The sequence below is a fragment of the Streptomyces sp. Ag82_O1-12 genome (assembly GCF_900182715.1).
Taxonomy (GTDB): domain Bacteria; phylum Actinomycetota; class Actinomycetes; order Streptomycetales; family Streptomycetaceae; genus Streptomyces; species Streptomyces massasporeus.
On record NZ_FXUW01000001.1, the window covers coordinates 7,923,189 to 7,947,813 of the forward strand.

The window sequence follows — 24,625 nt, forward strand, 5'->3', positions numbered from 1 at the left end:
GGCCCCGACGGTATGTTGCAGGTCGGACAGGGGATGCGAGGGGAGCCACATGGCGGCGCGGAACGGGCGCACGGTGCGCGATCTCAGGCGGGCCAACCGCACGGCCGTGCTGCAGAGGCTCTACTTCGACGGCCCGCTCAGCCGCTTCGAACTCGGCCCGGTGACCGGCCTGAGCTCCGGTTCCGTCAGCAACGTCGTCGCGGACCTGGTCGCCGACGGCCTGGTCGAGGAGGCCGGCAGCGTCGACTCCGACGGCGGCCGCCCGCGCACCCTGCTGCGGGTCGCGCCCGGCAGCGGCCACATGATCGGCGTCGACGTCGGCGAGACCCGGGTCCGCGTCGAGCTCTTCGACCTCACCCTCACCGAACTCGCCCGCGTCGAGCGCCCGCTGTCGCCGCAGCGGTACGAGGTCGAGGCCATCGTCGACCACATCCGCCACGGCATCGCCGAGGTGCTGGACACCGCCGGCCTCGCGCCCGAGCGGCTCCTCGGCGTCGGCATCGGCGTCCCCGGCATCGTCGAGCGCACCGCGGACCGCGGCGCGCTCGTGCACGGGCAGACCATCGGCTGGGACGCCGTCCCGCTGGAGGCGCTGCTGCGCGCCGGTTCCCCGCTGCCGGACACCGTCCCCTACTTCATCGACAACGGCGCCAAGACGCTGGGCCAGGCCGAGATGTGGTTCGGCGCCGGACGCGGCGCCCGCAACGCCGTCGTGGTGCTGTTCGGCTCCGGCGTCGGCGCCAGCCTCGTCACCCCCGACGTGGAGCAGGGCCGCGCCGTCGAGTGGGGTCATCTGACCGTACGCGTGCGGGGCCGCCGCTGCCGGTGCGGGGCGCTCGGCTGTCTGGAGGCCTACGCGGGCGCCGAGTCGCTGCTCGCCCGCTGGCGGGAGGAGGGCGGACGCGTCCCGGACGGCACCGACGAGGAGACCGCCCTCACCACGATGCTCGCCGCGGCCTACCCCTCCGAGGGCACTGCCGCCGACCCCGTCGCGCTGGCCGTCCTGGAGGAGACCGCCGAGTATCTCGGGGCGGGTCTGTCCGACCTGATCAACCTCTTCCAGCCGGAGCGCATCCTCATCGGCGGCTGGGCGGGCCTGGCGCTCGGCTCCCGCTTCCTGCCCGCCGTACGCCGCCACGCCATGGCGTACGCACTGCGCCACCCGGCCGGGAAGGTGACCGTCGACCTCGGCCGGCTCGGGCCCGACGCGGTCACGGTCGGCGCCGCGATCCTGCCGCTCGCCGACTTCTTCGCCCGCGGCGGACGGCGCCCCGACCCGGCACCGGAGTACCCGGTCCCGGCCTGGCGCACGGCGCTTCAGGAGCGGACGCCGCGCTGAGGTTTCGCCGATCACCGCGGAGGTACTCGCGTGGCGCCCGGACCACAGAAGGGAGACGCCGTGACCGACCACCGCCTCGAAGGACCCGGCGAGAACGGTGAGCCCGTCCCGCGGGACATGCCGGACCAGCAGGCCGACGACGGCGAGGACCCGTGGGAGGTCGCCCCGCGCTTCACGGGCACCGGTGAGGACGACACGCACCGCGACGACGACCAGACCGACGAGCCCTCCGACGACGTCCCCGACACCGATGAAGCGGGGACGGGCCGGCAGGGAGCACCGCACTCGGGAACGGTACACCCCGAGCACCCGGTGCCTGACGAGCCCTCCGCCTGAGGAGGGCATCCCACCGAGGGTCGCAGCCGGCTGTGGGGGTCGGCTGCGGCCCTCGGGCATGTCTTGATACTTCGGGAAGCCACAGGCCGCCCGGATCTCGGGAATCCGCAGGCCGCCCGGATCAGCCCACCTTGCGTCCCCGCATCGGCTCCGTGCGCGCCCCCGCCCCCTGCTTCAGGCCCAGCAGGAACTCCTCAAGCACCTCGGGCGCCGTGTGCTCCGGCCGCCAGCCGAGTTCCGTGCACGCACGCGCGCAGTCCATCAGCGGCAGCCGCAGCACCGCGTCGAACAGGTGCGGGGAGGCGGGCAGCAGATGCAGGCCCCAGGCGGCGGCGATCGCCGACCGGGCCGCCGTGCGGGGCAGCCGCACCGGACGCGCGTCGAACATCTCGCCCAGCAGCCGCGCGTCGACCGGCGGGTCGGCCGCCAGGTTGAAGGCGCCCCGGACGTCGGAGCGCAGCGCCAGCCGGTACGCGTTCGCCGCGTCGTCCGTGTGCAGTGCCTGCACCCGCAGCCCGGGGATGTCCGGCAGGAAGGGCAGCAGCTCCGGGCGGGCCAGCGGGCCGGGCAGGAACCGACCGCCGAAGATGCGGCGCTGCTCGCTCGCCGATTCCCGCTGGAAGAGGAAGGCGGGCCGCATCCGCACCACCCGCGTCTCGGGGTGGTCGCGCTCGAACGTGTCCAGCGCCCGCTCCAGATAGGCCTTCTCCCGGCAGTACGCGGCGTCCGGCCAGCCGTGCGTGGGCCACGACTCGTCCACGGCCTCGTCCTTCGGGCCGGGGGAGTACGCGCCGACCGACGAGGCGTGCACCAGCGCCGGCACGCCCGCCGTGGCCACCGCCTCGAGGACGCGCATGCCGCCGAGGACGTTCGTGCGCCAGGTCGCGGCCGGGTCGTGCGTCGGCTGGAACGCCCAGGCCAGATGGACCACCGCGTCGGCGTCCGTGAACCGCTCCACCAGATCGGACCGCTCGGAGGCCAGATCGACCGCGGCCCAGTCCGTCTTCGGGGGCGACCAGTCGGGGATCCGCCGGGCCAGGCCCAGCACGGAGGAAATCTCCGGGTCCTGCGACAACCGGCGCACCACGCTGGTTCCGACGTTGCCGGTGGCGCCCGTGACGACGACCCTCATGCCCGTTGCGCTGCTCACCTTGCGCTCCTCTCGGCCGCGTGGTTCCGCGAGAGGTGACCGAGTACCCGGGTGGCGCGTCTTGCACGTGGGCAGAGCCAAGCCCCGGCCGGACGGGGGAATCACGGCCGGGGCGGCTCAGGGGCGGGACCTGTCCGGACCCACGTCCTGTTCAACGGGCAACCACATCGGGGTGTTCCGCGCGCGGCCCACCTGCCCGGTGAGGCGCGTCACTGCTCCTCGTCGCCCGGGGCGGTCTCGGCCCAGAGGTTCTCCGCCTGGAGGAGCAGGGTGCCCAGGACGGCGGTGTGGGCGGCCCCCTCCCCGGCGTGCCGGCGCAGCCCGTCCTGCAACTCCTCGTGCAGCTCCTGCATGGCCTTCTCGGTCTCGTCGTCCGGCCGGGCGATCACACTGCCCTCGAGCAGACTGTCGGCCTCCGTGCACAGGGCGTCCCCGATCAGCTCCAGCAGACGCGCGTACGAGCGCAGCACCGGCCCCTCGGGCGGGGCGGGCGTCCGCTTGTCGTCGACCGACACCGCGAGCGCCCGGGTCAGCGCGGCGACGTGCCCGGTGACCCGGCTGAGCCGCTCGTCCTCGTCCACCGCCGGCAGGACCCCACCCTGGTGCGGCACACGGTGCAGGGCACGCAGCGGCGCGTAGGTCAGGCGCAGGCTCTCCTGGCTCCACCGGCGCGCCGAGCGCAACGCCTTCAGACGGTGGTCCAGCCGGTTCGAGGCACTCACCCAGCCGGCCGCGGTCTGCGCGTCCCACTCGCCCTCGCGCAGATCGCCGGCGACGGTGTGCAGAACCTCTCCCGCCTCCCGGGCGAGGGCCGCCAGGTTCTCCCGTACGTCCCGCAGGTGGATCGGGGGCAGGACGAGCGCGTTGACGGCGACGCCGATGACGGCGCCGATCGCGGCCTGCTCCACGCGGTGCCCGACGGCCGACAGGCTCACCATGCCCGAGGAGATGGTGAACAGGGCCGTCGTCGCCGCGTAGATGCCCTGGTCACCGAAGCGGGGCCAGTTCGCGAGCAGCATCAGCACCGGTACCGACAGGGCGAGCGCGCCGGTCGTGTCGTCGGTGATCGCCTGTGCCCCCGAGGCCACCAGCGTGCCGACACAGATCGCCCCGAACTGCCGCGCCCCCTGCACCAGGGAGCTGAAGACCGTGGCCTGCACCAGCACCAGCGCCACCCAGGGCGCCATCAGGGCCAGTGGATCGCCCATCCAGACGCCGCCCACCAGCCAGGCGAGCACGGCCGCCCCGGCCGCCTTCAGCGACTGGACGACCAGGTCCCGCTCGCGTCCGGGACCGCGCCACGCCGCCCGTACGGCCTCCAGGGCCGACCGCGAGTCCCGTCGCACGGCATCCACCGGCCGTACGCGTCGCGTTCTCTGGTCCGGATTCCCGATCCGCCCCTGCTCCGTGGATGTTCCCTGGGGCCGCGCGCCCGAGGCCGCCCCCGTGTCCGCCTTCATGTTCCTCCGCCCGCGGAAGGCTGCTGCCCTCCGCCGTACCGCACTCGTCACACGCGTCATGCGCTGCGGGTATCCGCCTGACCGGCGCTTTCACGCTTCTTCATTTCAGCGGGCCGTCGTCGAGGGCCGACAACAGATGCGCGGGGTCGGCGTAGATCGCGTCCGCGCCGGCCTCCTCCAGATCGGCGCGCGGGATGCCGCCGCACAAGACGCCGAGGCAGCGAACCCCGGCCCTGCTGCCCGCGCGCATGTCCCACACGGTGTCGCCGACGAACACCGCCCGCTCCGCCGGCACCCCGGCCAGCTCCAGGGCGTGCTCCACCGGCTCGGGGGACGGCTTGCCCTCATCGACGTCGTCGGCGCTCGCCGTGGCGCTGATGGCCTCGTCCGCGTCGATGGCCCGGCGCAGCGCGCCGAGCTCCGCGCCGCCCGCCGAGGTGGCCAGCACCACCGTCCAGCCGTCCCGGTGCAGCCGCCGCAGCAGGTCCCCGGCCCCCGGTAGTGCGGGCAGCCGGTCGAAGTACTGCCCGTACAGCGCCTTGTGCCCGGCACTGATGTCGGCGTCCTGGTCCGTGTCCCGGTCCTCGCCCAGCACATGGGCGACCAGGTCGGTCGACGGCAGGCCCACGGCCCGGTGAACGGCGTGCATCGGCACGTCGTGACCCGCCTGCCGGAAGGCCTCCCACCAGGCCACGACATGCAGATGATTGGTGTCGACCAGCGTGCCGTCGACGTCGAACACGGCCGCCCGTCCCGCGCTTCCCATAGGTGCAGTCCTTTCCTCTACAGCAGCGCGGGTACCACGTCAGCCGCCCGCCACGCCGGACGGCACCCGCCGTTCACGGGTCCAGGCCAAGAGCTCGTCGAGAGACCACGTGGTCACCACCCGCTCCGGCGGCACCCCGCACTCCTCCGCCCGCGCGCACCCGTTGATCTGCCAGTCCAGCTGCCCCGGCGCGTGCGCGTCGGTGTCGACGGAGAACAGCACCCCCGCGTCCACGGCCCGGCGCAGCAGCCGCCGCGGCGGGTCCAGCCGCTCCGGCCTGCTGTTGATCTCCAGGGCCGTGCCCGTCTCGGCGAGGGCGGCGAACACCTCGTCGGCGTCGAACTCCGACTCCGGCCGCCCCCGCCCGGTCACCAGCCGCCCCGTGCAGTGCCCGAGCACGTCCGAGTGCGGATCGCGTACGGCGGCCACCATCCGCCGGGTCATCGACCGGGCGTCCATGCGCAGCTTGGAGTGCACCGACACCACCACCACGTCGAGCCGGTCCAGCAGCTCCGGCTCCTGGTCGAGGGTGCCGTCCTCGAGGATGTCGCACTCGATACCGGTCAACAGCCGGAACGGCGCCCAGGTCCCGTTCAGCTCGGCCACCACGTCCAGCTGCTCCCGCAGCCGTTCGGGCGACAGCCCGCGGGCCACCGTCAGCCGCGGCGAGTGGTCGGTCAGCGCCGCCCACTCGTGGCCCAGCTCCGCGGCGGCCCGGCCCATCTCCTCGATCGGGCTGCCACCGTCCGACCAGTCGGAGTGCAGATGGCAGTCCCCGCGCAGCAGCGCCCGCAGCTTCTCCCCGCCCCGCACGGCCGGCTGCTCGTGCGCCTCGCCCTCCAGCTTGTCCAGATAGCCGGGCACCTGGCCGGCCAGCGCCTCCCGCACCACCTGCGCCGTCTTCGGGCCGACCCCCTTGAGCTTCTCCAGCGACCCGTCCGCCACCCGCCGGCGCACCTCGTCCCCGCCCAGGTCCTTCAGTACGCGCGCCGCCGTACGGAAGGCGCGCACGCGGTAGGTCGGTGCCAGGGACCGCTCCAGCAGGAAGGCGATCCGCTCCAGTGCCTCGATGGGGTCCATCGCCACCTCCCCCTCAAGGGTTCCCCAGCACCCGGGAGGCCGCACGACGGACGCGCGGTTTGCCCGGTATTCCCCCGGGTACTGCGATGCCTCGTCCCGGCCCCGTCGACGAGGAGGCTCGTCATGTCCGCCCCCGGCGCGTCACCCAGCAAGGTCGCCGTGATCACCGGCGCCGACTCCGGCATCGGCCGCGCCACCGCCGTACGCCTGGCGCAGGCGGGCATGGACGTCGGCATCACATGATCGGGCACGGCGAGGGCGGCCGGATCATCAACGTCACCTCCGTCCACGAGCACGAGCCGCGGGTGGGGGCCGCGCCCTACTGCGCCGCCAAGGGCGGGCTCGGGCAGCTCACCCAGGTCATGGCGCTCGAACTGGCCGAGCACCACATCACCGTCAACGCCGTCGCCCCGGGGGAGATCTCCACACCCATGACCGGGCAGGAGGACACCGACCCGCACACCGAGAGCCGCCCGGGCATTCCCCTCGGCCGGCCCGGCGACGCCCGCGAGGTCGCCGCCGTCATCGCCTTCCTCGCCGGCCCGGACGCCTCGTACGTGACCGGCGCGTCCTGGAGCGTCGACGGCGGCATGCTCCGGATGGGCCCGCAGGCCGGTTCACATCTGACCAGTCACGACTGGCGCCGCCCCTGAGCGGCGGGACGGCCCGACGGGCGTCCTGGACCCGCGCCGCCGCCGGTTGCGTTCTACGCTCGATGCATGACCGAAAGCGCGAGCCCGTACATATCCCACCCACGGATCCTGGTGCTCGGGGTACAGCCGGGCACACCGCCGTTCCGGATCGTGCAGATCGACGGCCAGGTGGTCGGGGAGGCCCGGGCCGTCATCGACGTGCTGGCGGCCGCGGCCGCGTTCGGGATCACCGTGCACGACATGGACGATCCGGACGTGGTCCGCTGGGTGGGCGGCGACAAGTTCACCTGGACCGTGCACTAGGTCGGCCTAGACCTTGCCGGCCGACGGTTCCTTCCCCGTCCGGCCCGGACGGGGCTTGCGCGCGTGCACGGCCCTGCTGAGGCGACGCCCCAGGAGCAGGTAACCGATGAGCGCGCCCGTCGTGTTGAGGATGACGTCGTCGATGTCGAAGGCGCGGCCGGTGACCAGGGCGCCCTGGGCGAACTCCACCAGGAGCATCACGATCGCGGTCAGGAGCAGGACACGCAGGATGCCGCGGGTGCGGGGGGCGACCACGGGCACGAGGACGCCGAAGGGAATGCCCAGCAGGACGTTGCCGCCGATCTGCTTGAAGGCGTCCCGCAGTTCGGGCTGGTCGAGGTAGGCCTTCAGGGAACTGCCCGGATGGAGATTGCTGTGGGTCAGCGCCTCCGAGGCGGGTGAGGGCTGCAGGGTCAGCCGGGCCAGCACCACGGCGAAGGCCACCATGAACGCGAACGCGCACAGCATCGCCAGCAGCCGGACGGGCCACGGGAGCGGGCGTCGCTCGCTCCCGGACCCGGTGGTCCGGGGACGTGAGGCTGCACTGGCCATGGGGAGTCCTCCAGTCTTCAACGTCCCTGCGTGACAGGGCGGTTACCCCCGGGCAGGCCGACGATGCCGTGGGGGGTGATTCCCGGCCACGGTCCCCGGCGGTGTCGCCGGGGGCCGTGCCCATCCTCGGTTTGCCCGCGATCCGCCGGGGCACTCCCGGCGGGGAGCCGCCACATCGCCCCATGCCCGCGGAGGTGGCGTGTGAACGGCCGTACGACGCTCCTCGGCGTGGCCGAAACACCACTGGTGGTGGGTCGCGCTCGCCGCACTCCTCGGAGCGCTGGCGGGTGGGACCGCGCGACGGCCGGTGACCCGCAGGTGACGGCTGGATCCTCACCGCGGCACTGCCCCCCGGACGCCGGCCCTGCCGCGGCTCTGTGGGGCGTCGCCACCGGCCCGCTGCGGCGCCGGGTCGTCGCGCGGAAACCTGTCAGCAGGGGACACGTGGGGGAGGGGAACGCCGCCGTTGGCCAAGTCCTGATCGCCGTCGCGCTGTTCGCCCTCGGCGGCCTCGGCCTCGCCGGACTGCCCCTTCGGCACGGCGCTCGGCGAGTCCGTCGCGGAGGAAGCCGTGGGCGCCCCGCTCACCGTGCCGTACGTCCTCGCGAGCGCGGTCACCGCGGGGGCGGTGCCGCGCGTCGCCGCCCGGGTGTTCCTCGGCCTCGACCCCCGGCCGCAGGGGCCGGAGGAAGGGGACGGCTACGAGACGACGGGGTCCGGCGGGGAGCCCGGGCCCCGGCAGCGGCTCAGCCGGGTCCCGGACACCGTGCCGGTGCAGAGCTGATCAGCTCCCGTACGAGACACGCACCTCCTTGAAGCCGAGGGAGCGCAGCAGGCCTTCGAGCATGCCGGTGGTGTTCGACTCGGCGCGCGCGGTCAGCTCGCTCTCCTTCGCCGCGTCGCCGATGTGCCGCACGGCGAGCTTCTGCACGGCCTGCTCACCGTTGGGGTTGTCCGAGAACAGGTCGCCGAGGCGGTCGAAGAGACCGCGCTGCTTGGAGACCGCGTAGGAGCGCTCGGGGTCGAGGGCGGGCTTGCCCAGCTGCGCGTGGGGCAGCCGGAGCGTGGCGGACGTGCGGTCGCCGTTGACCTTCACATCGTTGTCACCGACCTTGCCCAGGTCGACGTAGGCGTCGACGGTGCCGGCACCGACGTACAGGGTGCGGGTGCCGCGGATCGCGTCGGGCAGGAGCTTGGCGTCCTTCTCCAGGTCCACGACGACCTGGAAGTTGCCGGAGGCGGCGTCGTAGCGGCTGATGTCCTGGATGGACTTCAGCAGCGCGGGACCGGACCGGTCGTGCGTCTCGGTACCGAACAGGTCCTTCAGGCCCGGGAGCACGCTCAGCCGGAGCCCGGCGAAGAACACGACCAGCACCAGGACGAACGCGGCCACCACCTTCGCCCAGCCGGGCATACGCCTGGGGAGGCGTTTGACGGGAGTCGTCATGCGACGGCCCTCCTTCCTACTGTCCGGATGCCCGCCAGACCCCCTGCCAGACCGCGGAGTCGAGGACGGGACGACTCCGGGGGAAGCACGCGGGGCGCACCGTCAGGGGCGGGACGTCGCCTCGGGCTGCTCCAGGGCGGCGTCCAGCGTCGGCTGCGGAGGCAGCAGCCGGGACAGGCCGGTGATCCGCAGGACGCGCAGCGTCAGCGGATGCGCACAGACGAGGAGCACATGGCCCCGCCGGTCGAGCACCCGGCTGCGGGCCCGGTACAGCAGCCGCAGGCCGGAGCAGTCGAAGAAGTCGACCCGGCTGAGGTCGAGCACGATCCGGGCGGCGGGGCGGCCGGTCTCCCGGTCCAGGTGCGGGGTGATCTCCGAGGCCGCGACGAGGTCGATCTCGCCGCGAAACTCCAGCACCGTGTGTCCTCGTTCCTGGCGGACGCGCAGATGCCGGGTGAGCGGTGCAGGTTCCTGCCGCACGACGAGATCGCCTCCAGCCTGCTCCGTGCGTAGGGAGGGGCGACGGCCTCAACACCGGTCCCCGCTGTGCAAGGTACCCTCCAACGAGTGAATTTGAGCATGTTCGATTGACATATGTCTTTGAATTCCAGCCGAGTTGGCCGAGGTTCACGCCGGGGCGTGCGCGGGCGTGATTCCGGGGGCGCGTCGCGGCGGCCCGGCCGGGTTACGACAGGGCGTGCCAGGCCTTGGTGAGCGCCTGGCGGAACTGCTCGGTCTGGTGCGCGGTGAGGTCGCTCACCATCCGCTCCTCCAGCTCCCGGACGGGCCCGGCGTGCCGGGTCAGCAGCTCGCGGCCGGAGTCGGTGAGCAGGATCAACAGCTCCCGGCGGTTGCGGGGGTTGCGCTCCCGGCGTACGAGTCCGCGGCCCTCCAGGGAGCGGACCAGGTCCGCGATGGACTGGGCGGTGACGAAGGAGTCGCGCGCCAGCTGGGCCGCGGACAGTCCGTCGTGCCGTTCCAGCACGGTCAGCGCCGTGTACTGAAGCGCGGTGATCCCCGAGGGTCTGACCAGCTCGTCCAGATGGGAGCGCACCACGAGCTCCACCTGCTTGACCATGTAGAGCAGGGACGGGGGCGCCTTGGTCACCTGTGTGTCGAGCATGGAGGCAGGCTAGAGCATTGACAGGATTCCTGTCCGTAAAGAGACTGCGCACAGACAGGAAACCTGTTTGTTGAAATCTTGGCGACTACGCTGAGGAGTGGCGATGACCACCTTCGAGAGCACACCCGGGCAGCTGTTCATCGGGGGCCGATGGCGCGAGGCCGCCGACGGGGCACGCACAGAGGTGATCGACCCCTCCCGGGGCAGGGCCGTCGCCACCGTCGCCGAGGCGGGCCCCGCCGACGTCGACGCGGCCGTACGCGCAGCCCGCGAGGCCTTCGACGACGGAGCGTGGTCCGGTCTGAGCGGCCGCGAGCGCGGCCGGGTGCTCCAGCGCGTCGCCCAGCTCATCCGGGAGAACGCCGACGAGCTCGCCGCGCTGGAGAGTCTCGACGTCGGCAAGCCGATCACTCTGTGCGGCGCGGTGGACGTCACCAACGCGGCCAACGACTACGAGTACTACGCCCATCTCGCCCAGAGCCAGGACGGCGCCCTGCGCGACCTCCCCATGAACGCTCTCGCCTACACCAAGCGCGAGCCCCTGGGCGTGGTCGCCGCGATCACCCCGTTCAACTTCCCGCTGATCCTGGCCGGTTCGAAGCTCGCCCCGGCGCTGGCGGCCGGCAATACGGTCGTCCACAAGCCGGCCGACGAGACGCCGCTCAGCGCCCTGTACATGGCCCGGCTGCTCCAGGAGGCCGGCGTCCCCGACGGCGTGGTCAACGTCGTGACCGGCACCGGCCCGGTGGCGGGGGAGACGCTGCTGCGGCACCCGGGGGTCGACAAGGTCGCCTTCACCGGCTCCACCGCGATCGGCCGGCACGTGGCGAGCGTCGCCGGGGAGGCGCTGAAGCCCGTCACCATGGAACTCGGCGGGAACGCCGCCCACCTCGTCTTCGAGGACGCCGACCTGGATAAGGCGGTCGGCGCGGTCATCAAGGGATTCGTCTTCAACACCGGCCAGTTCTGCATGGGCGGGCCGCGCCTGCTGGTGGCCCGCTCGGTGTACCCGACCCTGCTCGGCATCCTCGCCGAGGCCGTGCCCGGCGTGCCGGTCGGCGACCCCCGCGACCCGGCCACGGTCATCGGCCCGATGGCCGCCGAGAAGCACCTGAAGAAGGTCGAGGAGTACGTCGCTCTGGCCCGCATGGAGGGCGCCCGCATCGTCTGCGGCGGCGAGCGGCTCGACCTCGACGGCGGCTACTACTACAAGCCCACCGTCATCGCCGACCTGGCGAACGACTCCCGCGTGATCCAGGAGGAGATCTTCGGCCCGGTCCTCACCGTGCAGCCCTTCGACGACGAGGACGAGGCCGTCGCCCTCGCCAACTCCACGCCGTACGGCCTGGCCTCGGGGATCCAGACCAGCCACCTCGCCCGCGCCCACCGGGTCGCCGACCGGCTCCAGGCCGGCATCGTCTGGATCAACGACTGGGCGATGCTCGACCCCGCGGTGCCCTTCGGCGGGGTGAAGGACTCCGGCCACGGCCGCGAGTACGGGCCCGAGGCCCTCGCCGGTTACACCAAGGTCAAGTCCGTCGTCGTCTCGCTCGACTGAGACACCGTCAAGGAGTCATCGCGATGCCCACCACCACCCGTGCCGCCGTCGTCGAGTCCGGCGGCGCGCCCTTCACCCTCTCCGACGTCGTCCTCGACGCGCCCGGCCCGCACGAGGCGCTGGTCCGCATGGTCGCCACCGGCCTGTGCCACACCGACCTGGGGGTGGCGAGCGGCGGACTGCCCTTCCCGCTGCCCGGGGTCCTCGGCCACGAGGGCGCGGGCGTCGTCGAGGCCGTCGGCCCCGCCGTCACCGGCGTCGCGCCGGGCGACCACGTCCTGCTCTCCTTCACCTCCTGCGGCGACTGCCGCAACTGCCGCGGCGGGCATCCCGCGTACTGCGCGACCTGGCTGCCGCTGAACCTGCTCGGCGGCGGCCGGGCCGACGGGTCGCACACCATCAGCCGGGACGGCGAGGCCCTGGGCGGCCACTTCTTCGGCCAGTCCTCCTTCGCGGAGCTGGCGCTGGCCGACGAGCGCAGTCTGGTCAAGGTCGACACGGATGTGCCGCTGGAGTCGATCGCCCCGCTGGGCTGCGGTGTGCAGACCGGAGTCGGGGCCGTGTGGAACGTCCTGAAGCCGGAGACCGGCAGCACGGTCGTCGTCCTGGGCGCCGGGGCGGTGGGCCTGTCGGCCGTGATGGCGGCGGCCCTCACCCCGGCCACGCGGATCGTCGCCGTCGACCGGGTCGCCGAACGCCTGTCCCTGGCGACGGAACTGGGCGCCACGCACACCGTCGACACGAGCCGGGAGGACCTGGCCGAGGCCCTCACCGGCATCACGGGCGGCCAGGGCGCGGACGGTGTCGTGGAGACCACGGGCCACGTCGGGGTCCTGCGCCAGGGCGTCGACGCGCTCGCCGCCCGCGGCACCCTGGTCGTCGTCGGCGCCCCGCCCTTCGGCACCGAGGTAGCCCTGGACGTCAACGGCCTCCTCGGAGGCAAGCGGATCGTCGGCCTCACCCTCGGCGACAGCGAGACCCAGACCATGATCCCTGCCCTGGTCCACCTGGTGAAGAACGGCCGGCTCCCCCTGCACCGCCTGATCGGCACCTACTCCTTCGAGGACATCGACCGGGCGGTCCAGGACATGCGGTCCGGCAAGACGATCAAGCCGGTCCTGACGTTCTGAACCGCCCGGCCCGGTGCCGGCTCAGTCGTTCAGCAGCACCAGCTTCCCCGTCGTGCGGCCCGTGTCGCCGAGGGTGTGTGCCTCGGCGGCCTCGGCCAGGGGGAAGGTGCCGGCGATCGTCGCGCGCAGCTTGCCCGTGTCGATCAGGTCCGCGATCGCCTCCATGCCGCCGCGGTCCGCGTCCACCAGCATCCGCAGGGCACGTACGCCGAGCCGTTCGGCCTCCTCGTAGAGGTCGTCCGAGCCGCCGGGGAGGATCGACACCAGGACACCGCCGGGGCGCAGCACGCGCAGTGAGCGCAGGGAGGTGTCGCCGCCGATCGTGTCCAGCACGACGTCGACGTCCTTCACGGCCTCGGTGACGTCCGTCTCGCGGTAGTCGATCGTCTCGTCGACGCCGATCCCGCGCAGGAACTCGTGCTTGCCCGAGCTCGCCGTGCCGATCACGTACGCGCCGCGCGCCTTGGCGATCTGCACCGCCACGTGTCCGACCCCGCCGGCCGCGGCGTGGATCAGCACCCGCTGCCCGGGCTGGAGCCCCGCGTGCTCGGTCAGCGCCTGCCAGGCGGTGAGCGAGACCAGCGGCAGCGCGCCCGTCTGGGTGTGGTCGACCCCGGCCGGCTTCCGGGTCAGGGCGCGGACGGGGGCGATGACGTACTCGGCGTGCGAGCCGTGCCCGTACGGGTAGGGCAGCATGCCGAAGACCTCGTCACCGGGTGCGAAGGCCACCACACCGATGCCGACCGCCTCGACCACCCCGGAGACGTCCCAGCCCAGGACGAAGGGCGGCTCGCCCAGGAACCCGCCGGTCGCGCGGTGCTTCCAGTCGGTCGGGTTGACCCCGGCGGCCCGCACCCGGACCAGTACCTCGTTCGGCTTGGGCACCGGGCGTTCGATCTGTACTTCCGTCAAGACCTCGGGACCGCCGAGGACGTCCTGGCTGATGGCTCGCATCGTGTTCTGTGTGCTCATGGTCAATCAGCCTGCCGGTCCGCACGCACCCCGCCAATGGCAAGATTGCCAACCTTCGATAGAATCGTGCCATGCGACGTGAGCGAGTGGTGGTCCTGGCCCTGGACGGGGTGTACCCCTTCGAGCTGGGCATCCCCAGCCGGATCCTCGGCGCGGCCGACGGCCGCTACGAGGTCCTCACCTGCTCGGTCGACGGCCGTCCGGTGCGCACCAATGCGGACTTCGGCGTCACCGTGGAGCACGGCCCCGAAGCCCTGGCCACGGCCGACACGGTGGTGATCGCGCCCGTGGCGCCCTCCCACCTGGCCGACGAGGTGTCCGACGACGTCCTGGCCGCGCTCGCGCTCATCCGCCCCGGCGCCCGCATCGTCTCGATCTGCACCGGCGCCTTCGTCCTCGCCGCCGCCGGCCTCCTCGACGGGCGCCGGGCGACCACCCACTGGCAGGTCGCCGACCGGTTCCGGCACATGTTCCCGCGCGTCGACCTCGACCCGGACGTGCTGTTCGTCGACGACCATCCGTTCCTCACGTCCGCCGGGGCCGCCTCCGGCGTGGACATCTGCCTGCACCTCGTCCGCAAGGACCACGGCAGCCGGCTGGCCAACAGCGTCGCCCGCCGATGCGTCGTCCCGCCCTTCCGGGACGGCGGCCAGGCCCAGTACATCGAGCAGCCCGTTCCCGAGCAGGGCGCCGCGAGCACCGCCGCCACCCGCGCCTGGGCCCTGTCGCGCCTCGACGAACCGCTCACCCTCAGTGATCTCTCCGGCCACGCCCGGATGAGCCAGCGCACCTTCGCCCGCCGCTTCCACGACGAGGTGGGCCTCAGCCCCGGCCGCTGGCTGATCCAGCAGCGCGTGGTCCGGGCCCGGCATCTGCTCGAATCCAGCGATCTGACAGTGGACCAGATCGCCGGCCGGGTCGGCTTCGCGACCGGCGCGTCCCTGCGCCAGCACCTGAACGCGGCGATCGGGGTCTCCCCGCAGGCCTACCGCCGCACGTTCCAGACCGCCCGCTGACCTCCGCGACCTCGGCGCACGGCACGGCGCGCGGGGTGCCGTGCGACCTGACGCACCGCCAATTCCACTGACGGCAAAGCCATTTGTCGACTGTTGCCTTCTGTCGGAGCGTGACGGAGCCCTCACGTCCGGCGGGCGGCCGCGGTTGATCCTTTCGGGTCCAAACCCGATAAGGTTCCAAACGGCGCTGCGAGTTGACGCGATCGCGTCCAGTCGGCTCGCGGTGCGTACTCATGAGTGCGGTCCACACACCCCCCCCCTGTTCGTTCGTGTTGCTTCGAAGGATGCAGATGGAACTCGCCACTCCGCCACCGGCGGCGCGGGCCCCTGTCGCCTGGTACAGCTGGTGGTTGATGCCGCTGGGCCTGGGAGGCGGGACCGTTGCCGCCACGTTCATGAGCTCGGAGCGAATAACCGTCGCCGTCGCCGGCATCGCGGCGACGGCTGCCGGCTCCGTGTGCGTACGCCTGCTGCTGCGTACCCGGGCCCAACTGCTCCGTGCGGAAGGCTCCTTCCGCACCACGCAGGCCGAGCACAACCAGCAGTGGCAGCAGCATGTGGCGGGACTTGAACGCAAGTTCGCCGTCGATCGCGCCGGCCTGGAATCCCAGCTCAACGAGCAGAACGCGACGTACGAGCGGCGCCTGGCCGACCAGAGCGCCACGTACGAGACGCAGCTCGCCGACCGGTCCCGGGCCTATGAGGAACGGCTGACCGAGCAGGCCACGTCGTACGAGGCCCAGCTCGCCGACCAGGCCGCGGTCTGGCAGGAGCAGCTCTCCCACCAGCTCGCCGCGGTCACCCGGCTCGCCGACGAGCAGCTGCCCGACGCGATGGAGAAGCTGCGCTCCGGCGACGCCATCGACGACCTGCTGCCCACGGTCAACCAGTGCGCCAAGGTCAGCTCGGAACTCCAGGCCGAGCTGCGCAAGCTGCTGCGCACCTCCCTGATCGGTCTCGAGGCGGAGTTCGACCGCTCCACCTCCGCCGAGCAGGCCGTGATCAGCATCGGCAACCGCATCCACGTGCTGACCAGCAAGCTCCGTGGCCGGCTGCACGAGATGCAGGGCGAACACGGCCGACTGCCGGCCGTCGCCCGGGGCCTGATGGAGCTCGACCAGGAGCTCGGCCCCGCCGACTCGCTCGCCGCGAGCATCGGTGTGCTCGGCGGCTCCGACCGGCCCGGCCGGCAGTGGCAGGAACCGCAGCGGCTGCTCAGCGTGGTGCGCGGCGGCATCGGCCGGATCAAGGACTTTCACCGGATCCAGGTGCGCCACCTGCCCGAACTCGGCGTCGACGGCGGCCTCGTCGACCACCTGACGCTGATCCTGGCCCACCTCCTGGACAACGCGGCCCGCTACTCGCCGCCCACCGAGCCGGTGCTCATCTCCGGCAAGGAGGTCCCCAACGGCGTCGGCATCGAGATCCAGGACTCCGGCAAGGGGCTGAGCGAGGAGAAGAAGCGCGAGGCCGAACACGCCCTCGCGGGCACCGCGCCCGGCGCCGGCCTCGGCGGCATCACCGAGGACGCCAGCATCGGCCTGCGCGTGGTCGGCGCCCTTGCCCGCCGCTACGGCATCCGCGTCACCTTCGCGGACTCGCCGTGGCTCGGTACCTCCGTGGTGATCGTGGTCCCGCACAAGTACTTCAGCCCGCTGCCCACGTCGGCGACCGCGCCGGCCGCGCCCGCCCCGCAGGCCCGCACCGCCACCGCGGCCCCGGCTCGCGAGACGGCCACCGTGCCCGAACCACGGGCCGCGCAGGCGGAGACCGGGGAGACCACCCCTGGCGGACTGCCCCGGCGCCGCAGCAAGCGGAACGAGACGGAGGCGCCCAGGCCGTCCGAGCGGACCGACCGGGGCACGGTGGCCGCCGTCCCGCCGGACGCGTCCTTCTCGGGTCTCGCCGCCTTCGCCACGGCCGGACGCGACGCGGCGGAGGCCTCCGAGGCGGCCGGCGACCGCGACATCCTCGCCGGCCGCGAGTTCACCGAGCACCGCACCGAAGAGAGCGACTAGTCCCATGACGCAACAAGGAACAGATGTGAGCTGGGCGCTCCGCGATCTCGTCGAGAGCATCCAGGAGATCCGCTTCGCCCTTGTGGCCTCCAGCGACGGCAAGGCCATCACTTCCTACGGCGCCGAAGACCCCGACGACGTCGACCGCTTCGCCGCCGTGGTGGCGGGCCTGCAGGCCCTGGCCCAGCCGGTCGCCGAGCAGTTCCCCACGTACGCCGGGCAGCTGCGCCTCGCGATGATCGAGGTGGACGGCGGGCACCTCTTCGTCGTGCGTGCCGGTGTGGAGACGTACCTCGGCGTCCTCGCCAGGGAGGGCCTCGACCAGGGCCTGCTCGGCCACCAGATGAGGGACCTGGCCCGCAGGATGGGTGAACTCCTCGGCACCACTCCGCGCCTGGAGGAGCACTCTGGATGAGTGCTCCCCGCAGGCCGTCGGACCCGTCCGGTCTCGAGCGCTACTACGTCCTCACCGGCGGGCGCAGCGGACCGGGCGGTTCGGCGTCGAGCCTCGACGTGGCGACCCTCGTCGTCTCCCGCGCCGCCCCGTTACCGGGCATGCAGCACGAGCACGAGGAGATCCTCCGCCGCTGCCGCGACCCGCTGTCGGTCGCCGAGCTCGGCGCTCACCTCGGGCTCCCCTTCAACATTCTCGCGGTGCTGCTGTCGGACCTGCTGGACGCAGGTCGCGTCGAAGCCCGTAACCCCATCCCGGCACACGAAGCCGGCCGCGGGCCCGACCTCGCGCTCCTTGAGGAGGTACTGAGTGGACTTGAAAGGCTTTGACCAACCCGGAGGCTCGGCCGGGGACACCCGTTCGGTGAAGGTGATGATCGCCGGCGGGTTCGGCACCGGGAAGACCACCATGGTCCGGTCGGTCAGCGACATCAAGCCGCTCACCACCGAGGAGACCCTCACCCAGGCCAGTGCCGACGTCGACCATCTCATCGGCGTCGCCGACAAGACGCAGACCACCGTCAGCCTGGACTTCGGCAAGATCGGCATCAACGAGAGCCTGGTGCTGTACCTGTTCGGCACGCCTGGGCAGGAACGGTTCTGGTTCCTGTGGAACGGGCTGTTCAAGGGGGCCCTCGGCGCCGTCGTCCTGGTGGACACGCGCCGCCTGGAGTCCAGTTTCCGGGCGATCGAGGAGATGGAGCGGCTGGAAGTCCCCTTCGTGGTCGCGCTGAACGTCTTCCCCGACTCGCGGAACTACCCGGCCGAGGAGATCAGGGACGCCCTGGACATCCCCGAGCACACCCCGGTCGTGGCCTTCGACGCCCGGGACCGGGCCTCCAGCCGGGACGTCCTCGTCGCCCTGATCCACCATCTGAAGGAACGCTCGGCCGTGGCCCTGGAGCCCCGATGAACGATTCGACCGAATCCGGAGTCCAGGCCGTACGGGGCTGCCCCGTCGCCCACCACGGCGCCGACCTGACCAGGCTGTACGGCCCGGACGCCGCGACCGACCCGATGGGCATCTACGAGCGCCTGCGCAAGGAGCACGGCTCGGTCGCGCCGGTCCTGCTCGAAGGCGACGTGCCCGCCTGGCTGGTGCTCGGATACCGCGACAACCGGCGGGTGCTCGACAACCCCCGCCAGTTCAGCCGGGACGCGAGGATCTGGCGGGACTGGCGGGAGGGCCGGATCGAGGAGACCTCGCCGATCATGCCGATGGTCGGCTGGCGCCCCGACTGTGTGTCCCAGGACGGCGAACCGCACCGCAGGCTGCGCGGCGCCGTCACCGACGGGTTGCAGGCGGCGACCACCCGGGGCATCCGGCGGCACGTCACGCACTTCGCGAACAAGCAGATCGACGCGTTCGCCGATGCCGGGCGCGCCGACCTCGTGGCCGACTACGCCGAGCAACTGCCGATGCTCGTGCTCACCAGGATGCTGGGCCTTCCCGCGGCGGACGGGCTACGCCTGATCGAGTCGTGCGCCCAGGTCTTCAAGGGGGGTGAGGGCGCCCTCGAGCACAACGACCGGATCATGCAGATCCTCTCGGAACTCGCCGAGCGCAAGCGGGCCGAGCCGGGCTCCGACTTCGCCACGGCTCTGCTGGAGCACCCGGCCGGCCTCGACCACGACGAGGTCGTCAGCCATCTGCGCCTGGTGCTGATCGCCGCGCACACCACCACCAGCAACCTGCTGGCCCGGGTCCTGCAACGGGTCCTCACCGACGCTGCCCGGCTGTCCGGTCTGGTCAGCGGGGAGCTGAACATCTCCTCGGTGGTGGAAGAGGTCATGTGGGACCTCCCACCGCTGTCCGTGCTGCCGGGCCGGTTCGCGACCGCCGACCTGGAGCTCGGAGGCCACCACGTCCAGGAGGGAGAACTGCTCATCCTGGGCCTGGCCGCCGGCAACCTCGACCCGGAGGTACGGCCCGACTCGGCCGTCGCCGTGCAGGGCAACCAGTCGCACCTGGCGTTCAGCGCCGGACCGCACGAGTGCCCGGGGCAGAACATCGGCCAGTCCATCATCGAGGTCGGCCTGGACGTCCTGCTGCACCGGCTGCCGGACCTGCGCCTGGCCGTACCGCCGGAGGAACTCGGCTCGACCGCCTCCACGTGGGAGTCCCGGCTGGACAGCCTGCCGGTCGAGTTCGCCGTCTAGGTGGTCGGCGCACTGTTGCCCGGCCGGTTTCCGGCCGGGCAACGCCGTGCGTGGGTGCAGGCGGTGGCTCACACGCTCGGCAGGTCGTCGGCCGAGCCGCGTCCGGGGAGTTCGCCGTGGCCACGGGCCACTCCCCGGGGGCGGCGTAGTGGCGCCGGCAGGACGGAGGCGTCAGCCGTCGAGCCAGTCGCCTGCGACGCCCGTGGGACGGTATCCCGTGGCGTTCCAGAGGAAATGCGGGTGGGCGCCGCCGAACATGTAGGCGAGCAGTGCGGTGTCTTCCCTCCCGGTCCGAGGGTCGTGCAGGGTGTGGAACCTCTCGGATCCGACTACGCCGGCGTCTTGCTGGACATGACGGGCGCGGTCCTGCGACGGTGCGGCGCTGGACGCCTCCACGGCGGCGATGTAGGTGCGGCGCAGGATCTCCCACGTGTTGTCCGTGTCGCCGTACCAGGGGCCGTGCAGTGCTTCGAAGGCATGGAGCTCTGCGTCGAACAGGGGCCATGTCCGGGGGAACTGGGCTCGGCAGCGTGCGGACAGCTCGGCGGTCCGGGTGCTCAGCGCCGGCGCGGTGGGCCGCGGGGCGATGGTGAGGGTGGTGCCGTGGGTGAGGATGCCGGTGCACGGGTTGGGCTGCAGGTCGCACAGCGGGCACTCCTCGGCCGGGGGGAGGCCCTGGGTGATGCCGTCGAACCACAGGGCGTGGCGGCCCGTGAGCCCCATCCAGACGATGGTGGTGGTCATCAGCCAGGTGTTCCACATCGCGCTGTGGGCCTCGGGCATGCAGCCGTACTTGACGAGGGCTATCGCGCAGGCGGCGTAGAGCGCCTTGGTGTGGGTGGGCATGTCGGCGAGCCAGAAGTTGCTGATCTCGCCGGTGAGGGCGTCGGCTCGGACATCGGCCATGTCGTCGATGACGCGGCACAGCAGCAGGGAGGCGAGGTTCTCCTCCTGCCAGAGTTCGGTGTCGGGGGCGACGTGCCAGAACAGGCAGTCCAGCATCTGCAGGGCTGAGTAGGCGCCCTGGTTGAGCGGGTTGGTCTGGGGGAGCGTGACGCTGCCCGCGTCGTGCTGCTGGAGCCAGTACTCGTCGACGGATCGCTTGTGGGCCGCGAAGAGTCCGGAGACCAGGGCCCGTGCGCTGTTGGTGCTGAAATTCTCGGCCAGACGGCCTTCGACGTGTTGGGTGAGGCGCGTTGTGTCGATGGTGTCGATCACGCGTTTGTATTCGTGGAAGACGAGGATGTCGTCCTCGAAGCGGTGGCGGTGGCCGAGGTCTCGTTCGAGGTCGTTCATCTGCCGGGTCCAGGACCATCCACCGGTCAGGACACTGTCGAGTTCCCGGCGGTGCGGCCAGGTCTTGACGGTGAGGGGACGACCCGCGCTCTGCCGCCAACGGTAGTCGTCCAGCGTGCGCGCGGGGGGCGTGGGCAGCCGACGACACAGAGGGCAGGCGCAGAGGCTTGCCCGCTCCTCCTCGCGCGGCGGGGTGAGCGCCCGGCTCCGCCAGGCCCCTTCCAGCATCGTGCAGGTCAGTCTGCAGACCTCGATGTCGGTGCTGACTTGGGGGAAGGCTGCTTCGATCATGCGCAGGCTGGTGTCGAGGTGCCTCAGCCTGGCGTAGCCCTCCTCGTCGGGCGGGAGGAGCGCGGGCCGCGCCAGATGGAGGGCTCCCTCCACCTCCAGCGTGGTGCTGGAGTGGGGGGAGCCGAATGCGGTCAGCCTCTGCCGAGCGGCGTTCTGGGACCTTCGGTGCTGCTCCGTGCTCCCCTTGATGTGTTTCACCAGGAGGCGGGCCAGGGTGTTCCCCGCCTCCGTGGGGTGGAGCTGGGCGGTTGGCTGCGCCAGGAGCGAGCTGTCGGCGGACGCCTTCGGAACAACACCTGCGACTCGAGATTTCACACCGGTCTCCCAATCATCTGTGGTCCTGGCAACGGAATCGATCGACCGTGGTCGTTGACCGGCCGGGTCCGGGAATCTGCTGTACTTTCCGCGACGGCCTCGTCGGACAGCCGGGCTCACGCGACCGGCTTCGCCTCCTGCTACGAACGGCCGCGGGGGCACGACCGCTGCGACGACGGCACTCCTGCCGCACGGCGAGCACCTGTATCGCCGCCTCAGCTGTGCTGATCAGGAAGCACTCGCGGCCCGTCAGACGTAGCGCGAACGACGGATCCGGGATGCCCTACGTCGCCCGAGGCGTGTGGGTGGCTGACAGGGGTGTCGAAGGGCAGGTCGAACCGGACGTCCTGAGCCATGCGTTTCCTTTCGGGAGACGGAAGGCAGAGCCCCCACCCCTGCGAGCGGAAGGTGCGGTGACCGCCCGCACCTTCGAACTGGTCTTCGCAGTCCGAAAGTTCAACCGAGAAGCGGTACGAGACTGCCCACGGCGTGAATGAGCCATTCCGTGACACGGCCGTGATCTCGGTTACGGCGGAAAGCGCTTGAGCTGCGTACACTCCCTCCTCCCTCGCCAGGCCCCGGCTTGTCCCCGAGCCTCCGGCGTCCCGGGACGCCACACTGGTCCGAGTCCGTCCGACGACTCGTCAGGAGGCCCACCGCGATGACGTCCGCACCCGTACGCAGCGCCGAGCAGCGCAAGAAGGACACCCTGCACCGGCTGGACCACGACGTGGACGCCTGGGTCGCCACGGCCGACGGCGCGTCGGGGACGCCGTACCTCGTCCCGCTGTCCTTCCTGTGGAACGGCTCGTACCTGCTGTTCGCCACCCCCGCCTCCAGCCCCACCGGACGGAACCTGGCCGCCTCCGGCCGGGCCCGGGTGGGCATCGGGCCGACCCGTGACGTCGTCCTCGTCGAGGGCACCGTCGAGACGGTCCAGCCCGGCGAGCTGACCGAGCAGGACGCCGAACTCTTCGCGGCCAAGACCGACTTCGACCCCCGCCGACTCGCCACGCCGTACCTCTACTTCCGAGTCGTGCCGCGGCGGATCCAGGCCTGGCGGGAGGCCGACGAGCTCGACGGGCGCGAACTCATGCGCGACGGACGGTGGTTGAAGACCGACTGAATCCGCCGCTCCGGGATATCCGCAAGGTACGGGTCCGCGGGGCACGACCGCCTCGCGACCGGAATCCTGCGGAGGAGACATGGCACTGGTGAAAGCGGGGGTTCTCGTGCTCGACTGCGCCGAGCCCGAGAAGCTCGCCGCGTTCTACAAGGAACTGCTGGAGGGAGAGGAGTCGGACGCCACCGCCAACCGGGTGGAGATCAGGAGCGCCGACGGCTTCCGGATCGCACTGCGCCGGGACGTCAACGCGACCCCGCCCAGCTGGCCGCGCCCCGAGAACTCCCTCCAGGCCCACCTGGAGTTCGTGGTCGACGACCTCGACGCGGTCGAACGCCGCGTCATCGGCCTCGGCGGCCGCCCCCTGGAGGCCAAGGACCCCTCGGGCCCCCTGGAGGAACGCGGCTACGCCGACCCGGCGGGCCACTCCTTCACCCTGCGCCGCACCGCCCCGACGGCACCCAAGCAGGGCTGAGCCCGGCGTACGCCCGGCGCCGGCAGGCCCTGGCCGTCGCCCCGCGCCCCGAGTCGCGCCCCCCACGAAGACGACCCAGAAGAACGGCCGCACGCACAGCGCGGCCCCGCCCGGAACGGTGCCGGGCGGGGCCGCGTTGCTGTCAGTCCCGGCCGCCCTTCTCGCCGGCCGGCCAGGTTCCGGTCGAACGCTCGATCGCCTTGGCGCCCGCACGGTCCACGGCGCTGCGCACCACCGCGAAGATGGCGCCCTGGACCGCCGCGGCCAGCAGCACTTCACCCCAGCCGCGGTCCTTGTCCAGCGCGTCGGGCGCGTCCTCCTCGTGCCGGATCGCCATCCACGTCTTGCGGAAGGCGAGCCCGGCCAGCCAACCGCCCGACCAGCCGAGCACGAACCCGAGGGGCTGGTACGCGAGGGACATCTTCTTCTTCTTTGCCACGGGGACTCCTTGGTAGCTGAAGGGGGTGACGGTGGTCAGGGGGTGTGGGCCGCCGGGATCCGTTCCTCGGGGCGGACCGGCCCGGGCGGTGTGCCGTCACCGAACGGACGGCCGGCCAGCTCCTCGCGGTGGTGCGGGGTCAACCAGCCGGACAGGTCCGGGCCGAGTGGCACGATGCCGGTCGGGTTGATGCCCGTGTGCACCTGGTGGTAGTGGCGCTTGATGTGGTCGAAGTCGACGGTGTCGCCGAACCCGGGCGTCTGGTAGAGGTCACGGACGTACGCCCACAGCACCTCGTTCTCCGTCAGCTTCCAGCGGTTGCACTTGAAGTGGCCGTGGTAGACCGCGTCGAAGCGCACCAGCGTGGTGAACAGCCGGATGTCCGCCTCGGTGATCGTGTCGCCGACGAGGTACCGCTGCCGTTCCAGCCGGCCCGCGAGCAGCTCCAGCCGGCGGAACACCCCGGCGCAGGCGGCCTCGTACTCCTCCTGCCCGGTGGCGAACCCCGCCTTGTAGACGCCGTTGTTGACGTCCTCGTAGACGCCCGCCATCACCTCGTCGATCTCGTCGCGCAGCTTGTCCGGGTACAGGTCGGGCGCGCCGTCCCGGTGCAGGGCCGTCCACTCGGTCGCGAGGTCGAGGGTGAGCTGCTGGTAGTCGTTGGTCACCAGCCGGCCGCTGGGCACGTCCACGATCGCCGGCACGCTGACCCCGCCGGGGTAGTCGCTCTCGCGCCGGTCGTAGGCCTCGGCGAGGAAGCGGATGCCGAGGACGGGGTCGCGGCCGTCCTCGTCGAGTGTGAAGCGCCAGCTGCGGTCGTCCTGGATCGGGTCGGCGACGGCCAGGGACAGGGCGTCCTCCAGGCCGAGCAGCCGCCGGGAGACCAGTGACCGGCTCGCCCACGGGCAGGCGCGGCTGACGACCAGACGGTAGCGGCCGGCCTCGACCGGCCAGCCGTCCCGCCCGTCCGCGGTGACGCGGTCCGCGAAATGCGCCTTGGACCGTTTGAACGTCCTCCTTCCATAGCCGGTGTTGCCGTCGTCGCCGTCGTCGCGGCTCATGGGGGTGACCTCCTTGCCGTACGTGGACCCTGGTGAACGCGTTCCCCGTTTTCCGCCGACGGCACGGTGTGAGCACCGCCGTCCGGGGCAATCGGCGTGGGTGACTGAT

The 24,625-nt window shown here is 72.1% G+C and carries 26 protein-coding genes and 1 pseudogene; 15 read left to right on the forward strand and 12 right to left on the reverse strand.

The features are described 5' to 3' along the window. Nucleotides 1-49: 49 nt before the first annotated feature. The gene (locus QOL88_RS36070) at nucleotides 50-1,339 is read left to right on the forward strand and encodes an ROK family transcriptional regulator (protein ID WP_097222413.1); all 1,290 of its coding nucleotides are present in this window, start codon (nucleotides 50-52) and stop codon (nucleotides 1,337-1,339) included. A 60-nt stretch (nucleotides 1,340-1,399) separates the two neighbouring features. Then, complete coding sequence (locus QOL88_RS36075) at nucleotides 1,400-1,675, forward strand: hypothetical protein (protein WP_097222414.1); 276 nt, start codon at nucleotides 1,400-1,402, stop codon at nucleotides 1,673-1,675. Nucleotides 1,676-1,796: 121 nt separating this feature from the next. Here QOL88_RS36075 and QOL88_RS36080 read toward each other — a convergent pair whose 3' ends face one another. The 4 genes from QOL88_RS36080 to QOL88_RS36095 all read right to left on the reverse strand — a co-directional run bounded on the left by QOL88_RS36080 (nucleotide 1,797) and on the right by QOL88_RS36095 (nucleotide 6,131). Continuing rightward, nucleotides 1,797-2,825, reverse strand: coding sequence for an SDR family oxidoreductase (locus tag QOL88_RS36080; RefSeq protein WP_097222415.1), 1,029 nt, complete (start codon nucleotides 2,823-2,825; stop codon nucleotides 1,797-1,799). 209 nt (nucleotides 2,826-3,034) lie between these two features. Beyond that, a complete protein-coding gene (locus QOL88_RS36085; RefSeq protein WP_097223342.1) occupies nucleotides 3,035-4,171 on the reverse strand; it encodes an FUSC family protein in 1,137 nt (378 codons plus the stop codon). A 214-nt stretch (nucleotides 4,172-4,385) separates the two neighbouring features. Further along, on the reverse strand, nucleotides 4,386-5,051 hold the full coding sequence (locus QOL88_RS36090) for an HAD family hydrolase (protein ID WP_097222416.1): 666 nt from the start codon (nucleotides 5,049-5,051) through the stop codon (nucleotides 4,386-4,388). A gap of 39 nt (nucleotides 5,052-5,090) precedes the next feature. After that, nucleotides 5,091-6,131 (reverse strand): PHP domain-containing protein, encoded by a 1,041-nt coding sequence (locus QOL88_RS36095; protein ID WP_097222417.1) that lies wholly within the window; start codon nucleotides 6,129-6,131, stop codon nucleotides 5,091-5,093. Nucleotides 6,132-6,254: 123 nt separating this feature from the next. On the opposite strand from QOL88_RS36095, the pseudogene QOL88_RS36100 reads away from it, so the two are divergent. Continuing rightward, nucleotides 6,255-6,784 (forward strand): annotated as a pseudogene (locus tag QOL88_RS36100) (SDR family oxidoreductase). 66 nt (nucleotides 6,785-6,850) lie between these two features. Continuing rightward, nucleotides 6,851-7,087 carry a hypothetical protein gene (locus tag QOL88_RS36105; protein WP_097222418.1) on the forward strand — a complete coding sequence of 79 codons (237 nt, stop codon included), beginning with the start codon at nucleotides 6,851-6,853 and terminating at the stop codon, nucleotides 7,085-7,087. Nucleotides 7,088-7,093: 6 nt separating this feature from the next. Here QOL88_RS36105 and QOL88_RS36110 read toward each other — a convergent pair whose 3' ends face one another. Next, nucleotides 7,094-7,639, reverse strand: a complete 546-nt coding sequence (locus tag QOL88_RS36110) for a VanZ family protein (protein WP_097222419.1) — start codon at nucleotides 7,637-7,639, stop codon at nucleotides 7,094-7,096. A gap of 571 nt (nucleotides 7,640-8,210) precedes the next feature. On the opposite strand from QOL88_RS36110, the gene QOL88_RS36115 reads away from it, so the two are divergent. Beyond that, entirely contained in the window at nucleotides 8,211-8,423 is a 213-nt protein-coding gene (locus QOL88_RS36115) for a hypothetical protein (protein WP_306456197.1), read from the forward strand. Here the strand turns inward: QOL88_RS36115 and QOL88_RS36120 are convergent, their stop codons facing one another. From QOL88_RS36120 to QOL88_RS36130, 3 genes are all read right to left on the reverse strand, one after another. Then, nucleotides 8,424-9,086, reverse strand: a complete 663-nt coding sequence (locus QOL88_RS36120; RefSeq protein ID WP_097222420.1) for a DUF4230 domain-containing protein — start codon at nucleotides 9,084-9,086, stop codon at nucleotides 8,424-8,426. It abuts the gene before it with no gap. A 102-nt stretch (nucleotides 9,087-9,188) separates the two neighbouring features. Then, entirely contained in the window at nucleotides 9,189-9,566 is a 378-nt protein-coding gene (locus QOL88_RS36125) for an anti-sigma factor antagonist (protein ID WP_097222421.1), read from the reverse strand. A gap of 205 nt (nucleotides 9,567-9,771) precedes the next feature. Beyond that, on the reverse strand, nucleotides 9,772-10,209 hold the full coding sequence (locus QOL88_RS36130; RefSeq protein WP_097222422.1) for a MarR family winged helix-turn-helix transcriptional regulator: 438 nt from the start codon (nucleotides 10,207-10,209) through the stop codon (nucleotides 9,772-9,774). A gap of 103 nt (nucleotides 10,210-10,312) precedes the next feature. Here QOL88_RS36130 and QOL88_RS36135 point away from each other — a divergent pair, with 103 nt between their 5' ends. Both QOL88_RS36135 and QOL88_RS36140 read left to right on the forward strand, forming a co-directional pair. Further along, nucleotides 10,313-11,767 (forward strand): aldehyde dehydrogenase family protein, encoded by a 1,455-nt coding sequence (locus QOL88_RS36135; RefSeq protein WP_097222423.1) that lies wholly within the window; start codon nucleotides 10,313-10,315, stop codon nucleotides 11,765-11,767. Between the two features lie 23 nt (nucleotides 11,768-11,790). Further along, nucleotides 11,791-12,897, forward strand: a complete 1,107-nt coding sequence (locus QOL88_RS36140; protein WP_097222424.1) for an NAD(P)-dependent alcohol dehydrogenase — start codon at nucleotides 11,791-11,793, stop codon at nucleotides 12,895-12,897. Nucleotides 12,898-12,918: 21 nt separating this feature from the next. On the opposite strand, the gene QOL88_RS36145 is transcribed toward QOL88_RS36140, so the two are convergent. After that, the gene (locus tag QOL88_RS36145; RefSeq protein ID WP_097222425.1) at nucleotides 12,919-13,869 is read right to left on the reverse strand and encodes an NADP-dependent oxidoreductase; all 951 of its coding nucleotides are present in this window, start codon (nucleotides 13,867-13,869) and stop codon (nucleotides 12,919-12,921) included. A 71-nt stretch (nucleotides 13,870-13,940) separates the two neighbouring features. Between QOL88_RS36145 and QOL88_RS36150 the strand changes: the two genes are divergently transcribed. The 6 genes from QOL88_RS36150 to QOL88_RS36175 all read left to right on the forward strand — a co-directional run bounded on the left by QOL88_RS36150 (nucleotide 13,941) and on the right by QOL88_RS36175 (nucleotide 19,516). Next, the gene (locus QOL88_RS36150; protein ID WP_097222426.1) at nucleotides 13,941-14,885 is read left to right on the forward strand and encodes a GlxA family transcriptional regulator; all 945 of its coding nucleotides are present in this window, start codon (nucleotides 13,941-13,943) and stop codon (nucleotides 14,883-14,885) included. A gap of 290 nt (nucleotides 14,886-15,175) precedes the next feature. Next, nucleotides 15,176-16,903, forward strand: coding sequence for a sensor histidine kinase (locus QOL88_RS36155; RefSeq protein ID WP_097222427.1), 1,728 nt, complete (start codon nucleotides 15,176-15,178; stop codon nucleotides 16,901-16,903). A 4-nt stretch (nucleotides 16,904-16,907) separates the two neighbouring features. Then, the gene (locus QOL88_RS36160) at nucleotides 16,908-17,318 is read left to right on the forward strand and encodes a roadblock/LC7 domain-containing protein (RefSeq protein WP_097222428.1); all 411 of its coding nucleotides are present in this window, start codon (nucleotides 16,908-16,910) and stop codon (nucleotides 17,316-17,318) included. Beyond that, nucleotides 17,315-17,686 carry a DUF742 domain-containing protein gene (locus tag QOL88_RS36165; protein ID WP_030845180.1) on the forward strand — a complete coding sequence of 124 codons (372 nt, stop codon included), beginning with the start codon at nucleotides 17,315-17,317 and terminating at the stop codon, nucleotides 17,684-17,686. Before QOL88_RS36160 ends, QOL88_RS36165 begins: the two co-directional genes overlap by 4 nt. Further along, complete coding sequence (locus QOL88_RS36170) at nucleotides 17,667-18,269, forward strand: GTP-binding protein (protein WP_097222429.1); 603 nt, start codon at nucleotides 17,667-17,669, stop codon at nucleotides 18,267-18,269. The genes QOL88_RS36165 and QOL88_RS36170 overlap by 20 nt, the downstream gene beginning before the upstream one ends. Next, nucleotides 18,266-19,516: a cytochrome P450 gene (locus QOL88_RS36175; protein WP_097222430.1), complete on the forward strand. Its 1,251-nt coding sequence runs from the start codon at nucleotides 18,266-18,268 to the stop codon at nucleotides 19,514-19,516. The genes QOL88_RS36170 and QOL88_RS36175 overlap by 4 nt, the downstream gene beginning before the upstream one ends. Nucleotides 19,517-19,687: 171 nt before the next feature. On the opposite strand, the gene QOL88_RS36180 is transcribed toward QOL88_RS36175, so the two are convergent. Further along, on the reverse strand, nucleotides 19,688-21,418 hold the full coding sequence (locus tag QOL88_RS36180; RefSeq protein WP_257027987.1) for a hypothetical protein: 1,731 nt from the start codon (nucleotides 21,416-21,418) through the stop codon (nucleotides 19,688-19,690). Between the two features lie 661 nt (nucleotides 21,419-22,079). Here QOL88_RS36180 and QOL88_RS36185 point away from each other — a divergent pair. Next, a complete protein-coding gene (locus tag QOL88_RS36185; protein WP_097222431.1) occupies nucleotides 22,080-22,544 on the forward strand; it encodes a pyridoxamine 5'-phosphate oxidase family protein in 465 nt (154 codons plus the stop codon). Between the two features lie 79 nt (nucleotides 22,545-22,623). Next, nucleotides 22,624-23,016, forward strand: coding sequence for a VOC family protein (locus tag QOL88_RS36190; RefSeq protein ID WP_097222432.1), 393 nt, complete (start codon nucleotides 22,624-22,626; stop codon nucleotides 23,014-23,016). Nucleotides 23,017-23,158: 142 nt separating this feature from the next. Here QOL88_RS36190 and QOL88_RS36195 read toward each other — a convergent pair whose 3' ends face one another. Both QOL88_RS36195 and QOL88_RS36200 read right to left on the reverse strand, forming a co-directional pair. Then, nucleotides 23,159-23,455: a DUF4235 domain-containing protein gene (locus QOL88_RS36195; protein ID WP_097222433.1), complete on the reverse strand. Its 297-nt coding sequence runs from the start codon at nucleotides 23,453-23,455 to the stop codon at nucleotides 23,159-23,161. Between the two features lie 35 nt (nucleotides 23,456-23,490). Further along, nucleotides 23,491-24,516, reverse strand: coding sequence for a glutathione S-transferase family protein (locus QOL88_RS36200; RefSeq protein WP_097222434.1), 1,026 nt, complete (start codon nucleotides 24,514-24,516; stop codon nucleotides 23,491-23,493). Nucleotides 24,517-24,625 lie beyond the last annotated feature (109 nt).

What these genes read in the sequence shown, in the direction of transcription:
- QOL88_RS36185 (WP_097222431.1), top strand. Translation starts at nt 22,080, where the DNA reads ATGACGTCCGCACCCGTACGCAGCGCCGAGCAGCGCAAGAAGGACACC.
- QOL88_RS36110 (WP_097222419.1), bottom strand. Translation starts at nt 7,639, where the DNA reads ATGGCCAGTGCAGCCTCACGTCCCCGGACCACCGGGTCCGGGAGCGAG.
- QOL88_RS36175 (WP_097222430.1), top strand. Translation starts at nt 18,266, where the DNA reads ATGAACGATTCGACCGAATCCGGAGTCCAGGCCGTACGGGGCTGCCCC.
- QOL88_RS36095 (WP_097222417.1), bottom strand. Translation starts at nt 6,131, where the DNA reads ATGGACCCCATCGAGGCACTGGAGCGGATCGCCTTCCTGCTGGAGCGG.
- QOL88_RS36155 (WP_097222427.1), top strand. Translation starts at nt 15,176, where the DNA reads ATGGAACTCGCCACTCCGCCACCGGCGGCGCGGGCCCCTGTCGCCTGG.
- QOL88_RS36145 (WP_097222425.1), bottom strand. Translation starts at nt 13,869, where the DNA reads ATGAGCACACAGAACACGATGCGAGCCATCAGCCAGGACGTCCTCGGC.
- QOL88_RS36200 (WP_097222434.1), bottom strand. Translation starts at nt 24,516, where the DNA reads ATGAGCCGCGACGACGGCGACGACGGCAACACCGGCTATGGAAGGAGG.
- QOL88_RS36160 (WP_097222428.1), top strand. Translation starts at nt 16,908, where the DNA reads ATGACGCAACAAGGAACAGATGTGAGCTGGGCGCTCCGCGATCTCGTC.
- QOL88_RS36070 (WP_097222413.1), top strand. Translation starts at nt 50, where the DNA reads ATGGCGGCGCGGAACGGGCGCACGGTGCGCGATCTCAGGCGGGCCAAC.
- QOL88_RS36140 (WP_097222424.1), top strand. Translation starts at nt 11,791, where the DNA reads ATGCCCACCACCACCCGTGCCGCCGTCGTCGAGTCCGGCGGCGCGCCC.
- QOL88_RS36150 (WP_097222426.1), top strand. Translation starts at nt 13,941, where the DNA reads ATGCGACGTGAGCGAGTGGTGGTCCTGGCCCTGGACGGGGTGTACCCC.
- QOL88_RS36190 (WP_097222432.1), top strand. Translation starts at nt 22,624, where the DNA reads ATGGCACTGGTGAAAGCGGGGGTTCTCGTGCTCGACTGCGCCGAGCCC.
- QOL88_RS36090 (WP_097222416.1), bottom strand. Translation starts at nt 5,051, where the DNA reads ATGGGAAGCGCGGGACGGGCGGCCGTGTTCGACGTCGACGGCACGCTG.
- QOL88_RS36120 (WP_097222420.1), bottom strand. Translation starts at nt 9,086, where the DNA reads ATGACGACTCCCGTCAAACGCCTCCCCAGGCGTATGCCCGGCTGGGCG.
- QOL88_RS36130 (WP_097222422.1), bottom strand. Translation starts at nt 10,209, where the DNA reads ATGCTCGACACACAGGTGACCAAGGCGCCCCCGTCCCTGCTCTACATG.
- QOL88_RS36105 (WP_097222418.1), top strand. Translation starts at nt 6,851, where the DNA reads ATGACCGAAAGCGCGAGCCCGTACATATCCCACCCACGGATCCTGGTG.
- QOL88_RS36135 (WP_097222423.1), top strand. Translation starts at nt 10,313, where the DNA reads ATGACCACCTTCGAGAGCACACCCGGGCAGCTGTTCATCGGGGGCCGA.
- QOL88_RS36165 (WP_030845180.1), top strand. Translation starts at nt 17,315, where the DNA reads ATGAGTGCTCCCCGCAGGCCGTCGGACCCGTCCGGTCTCGAGCGCTAC.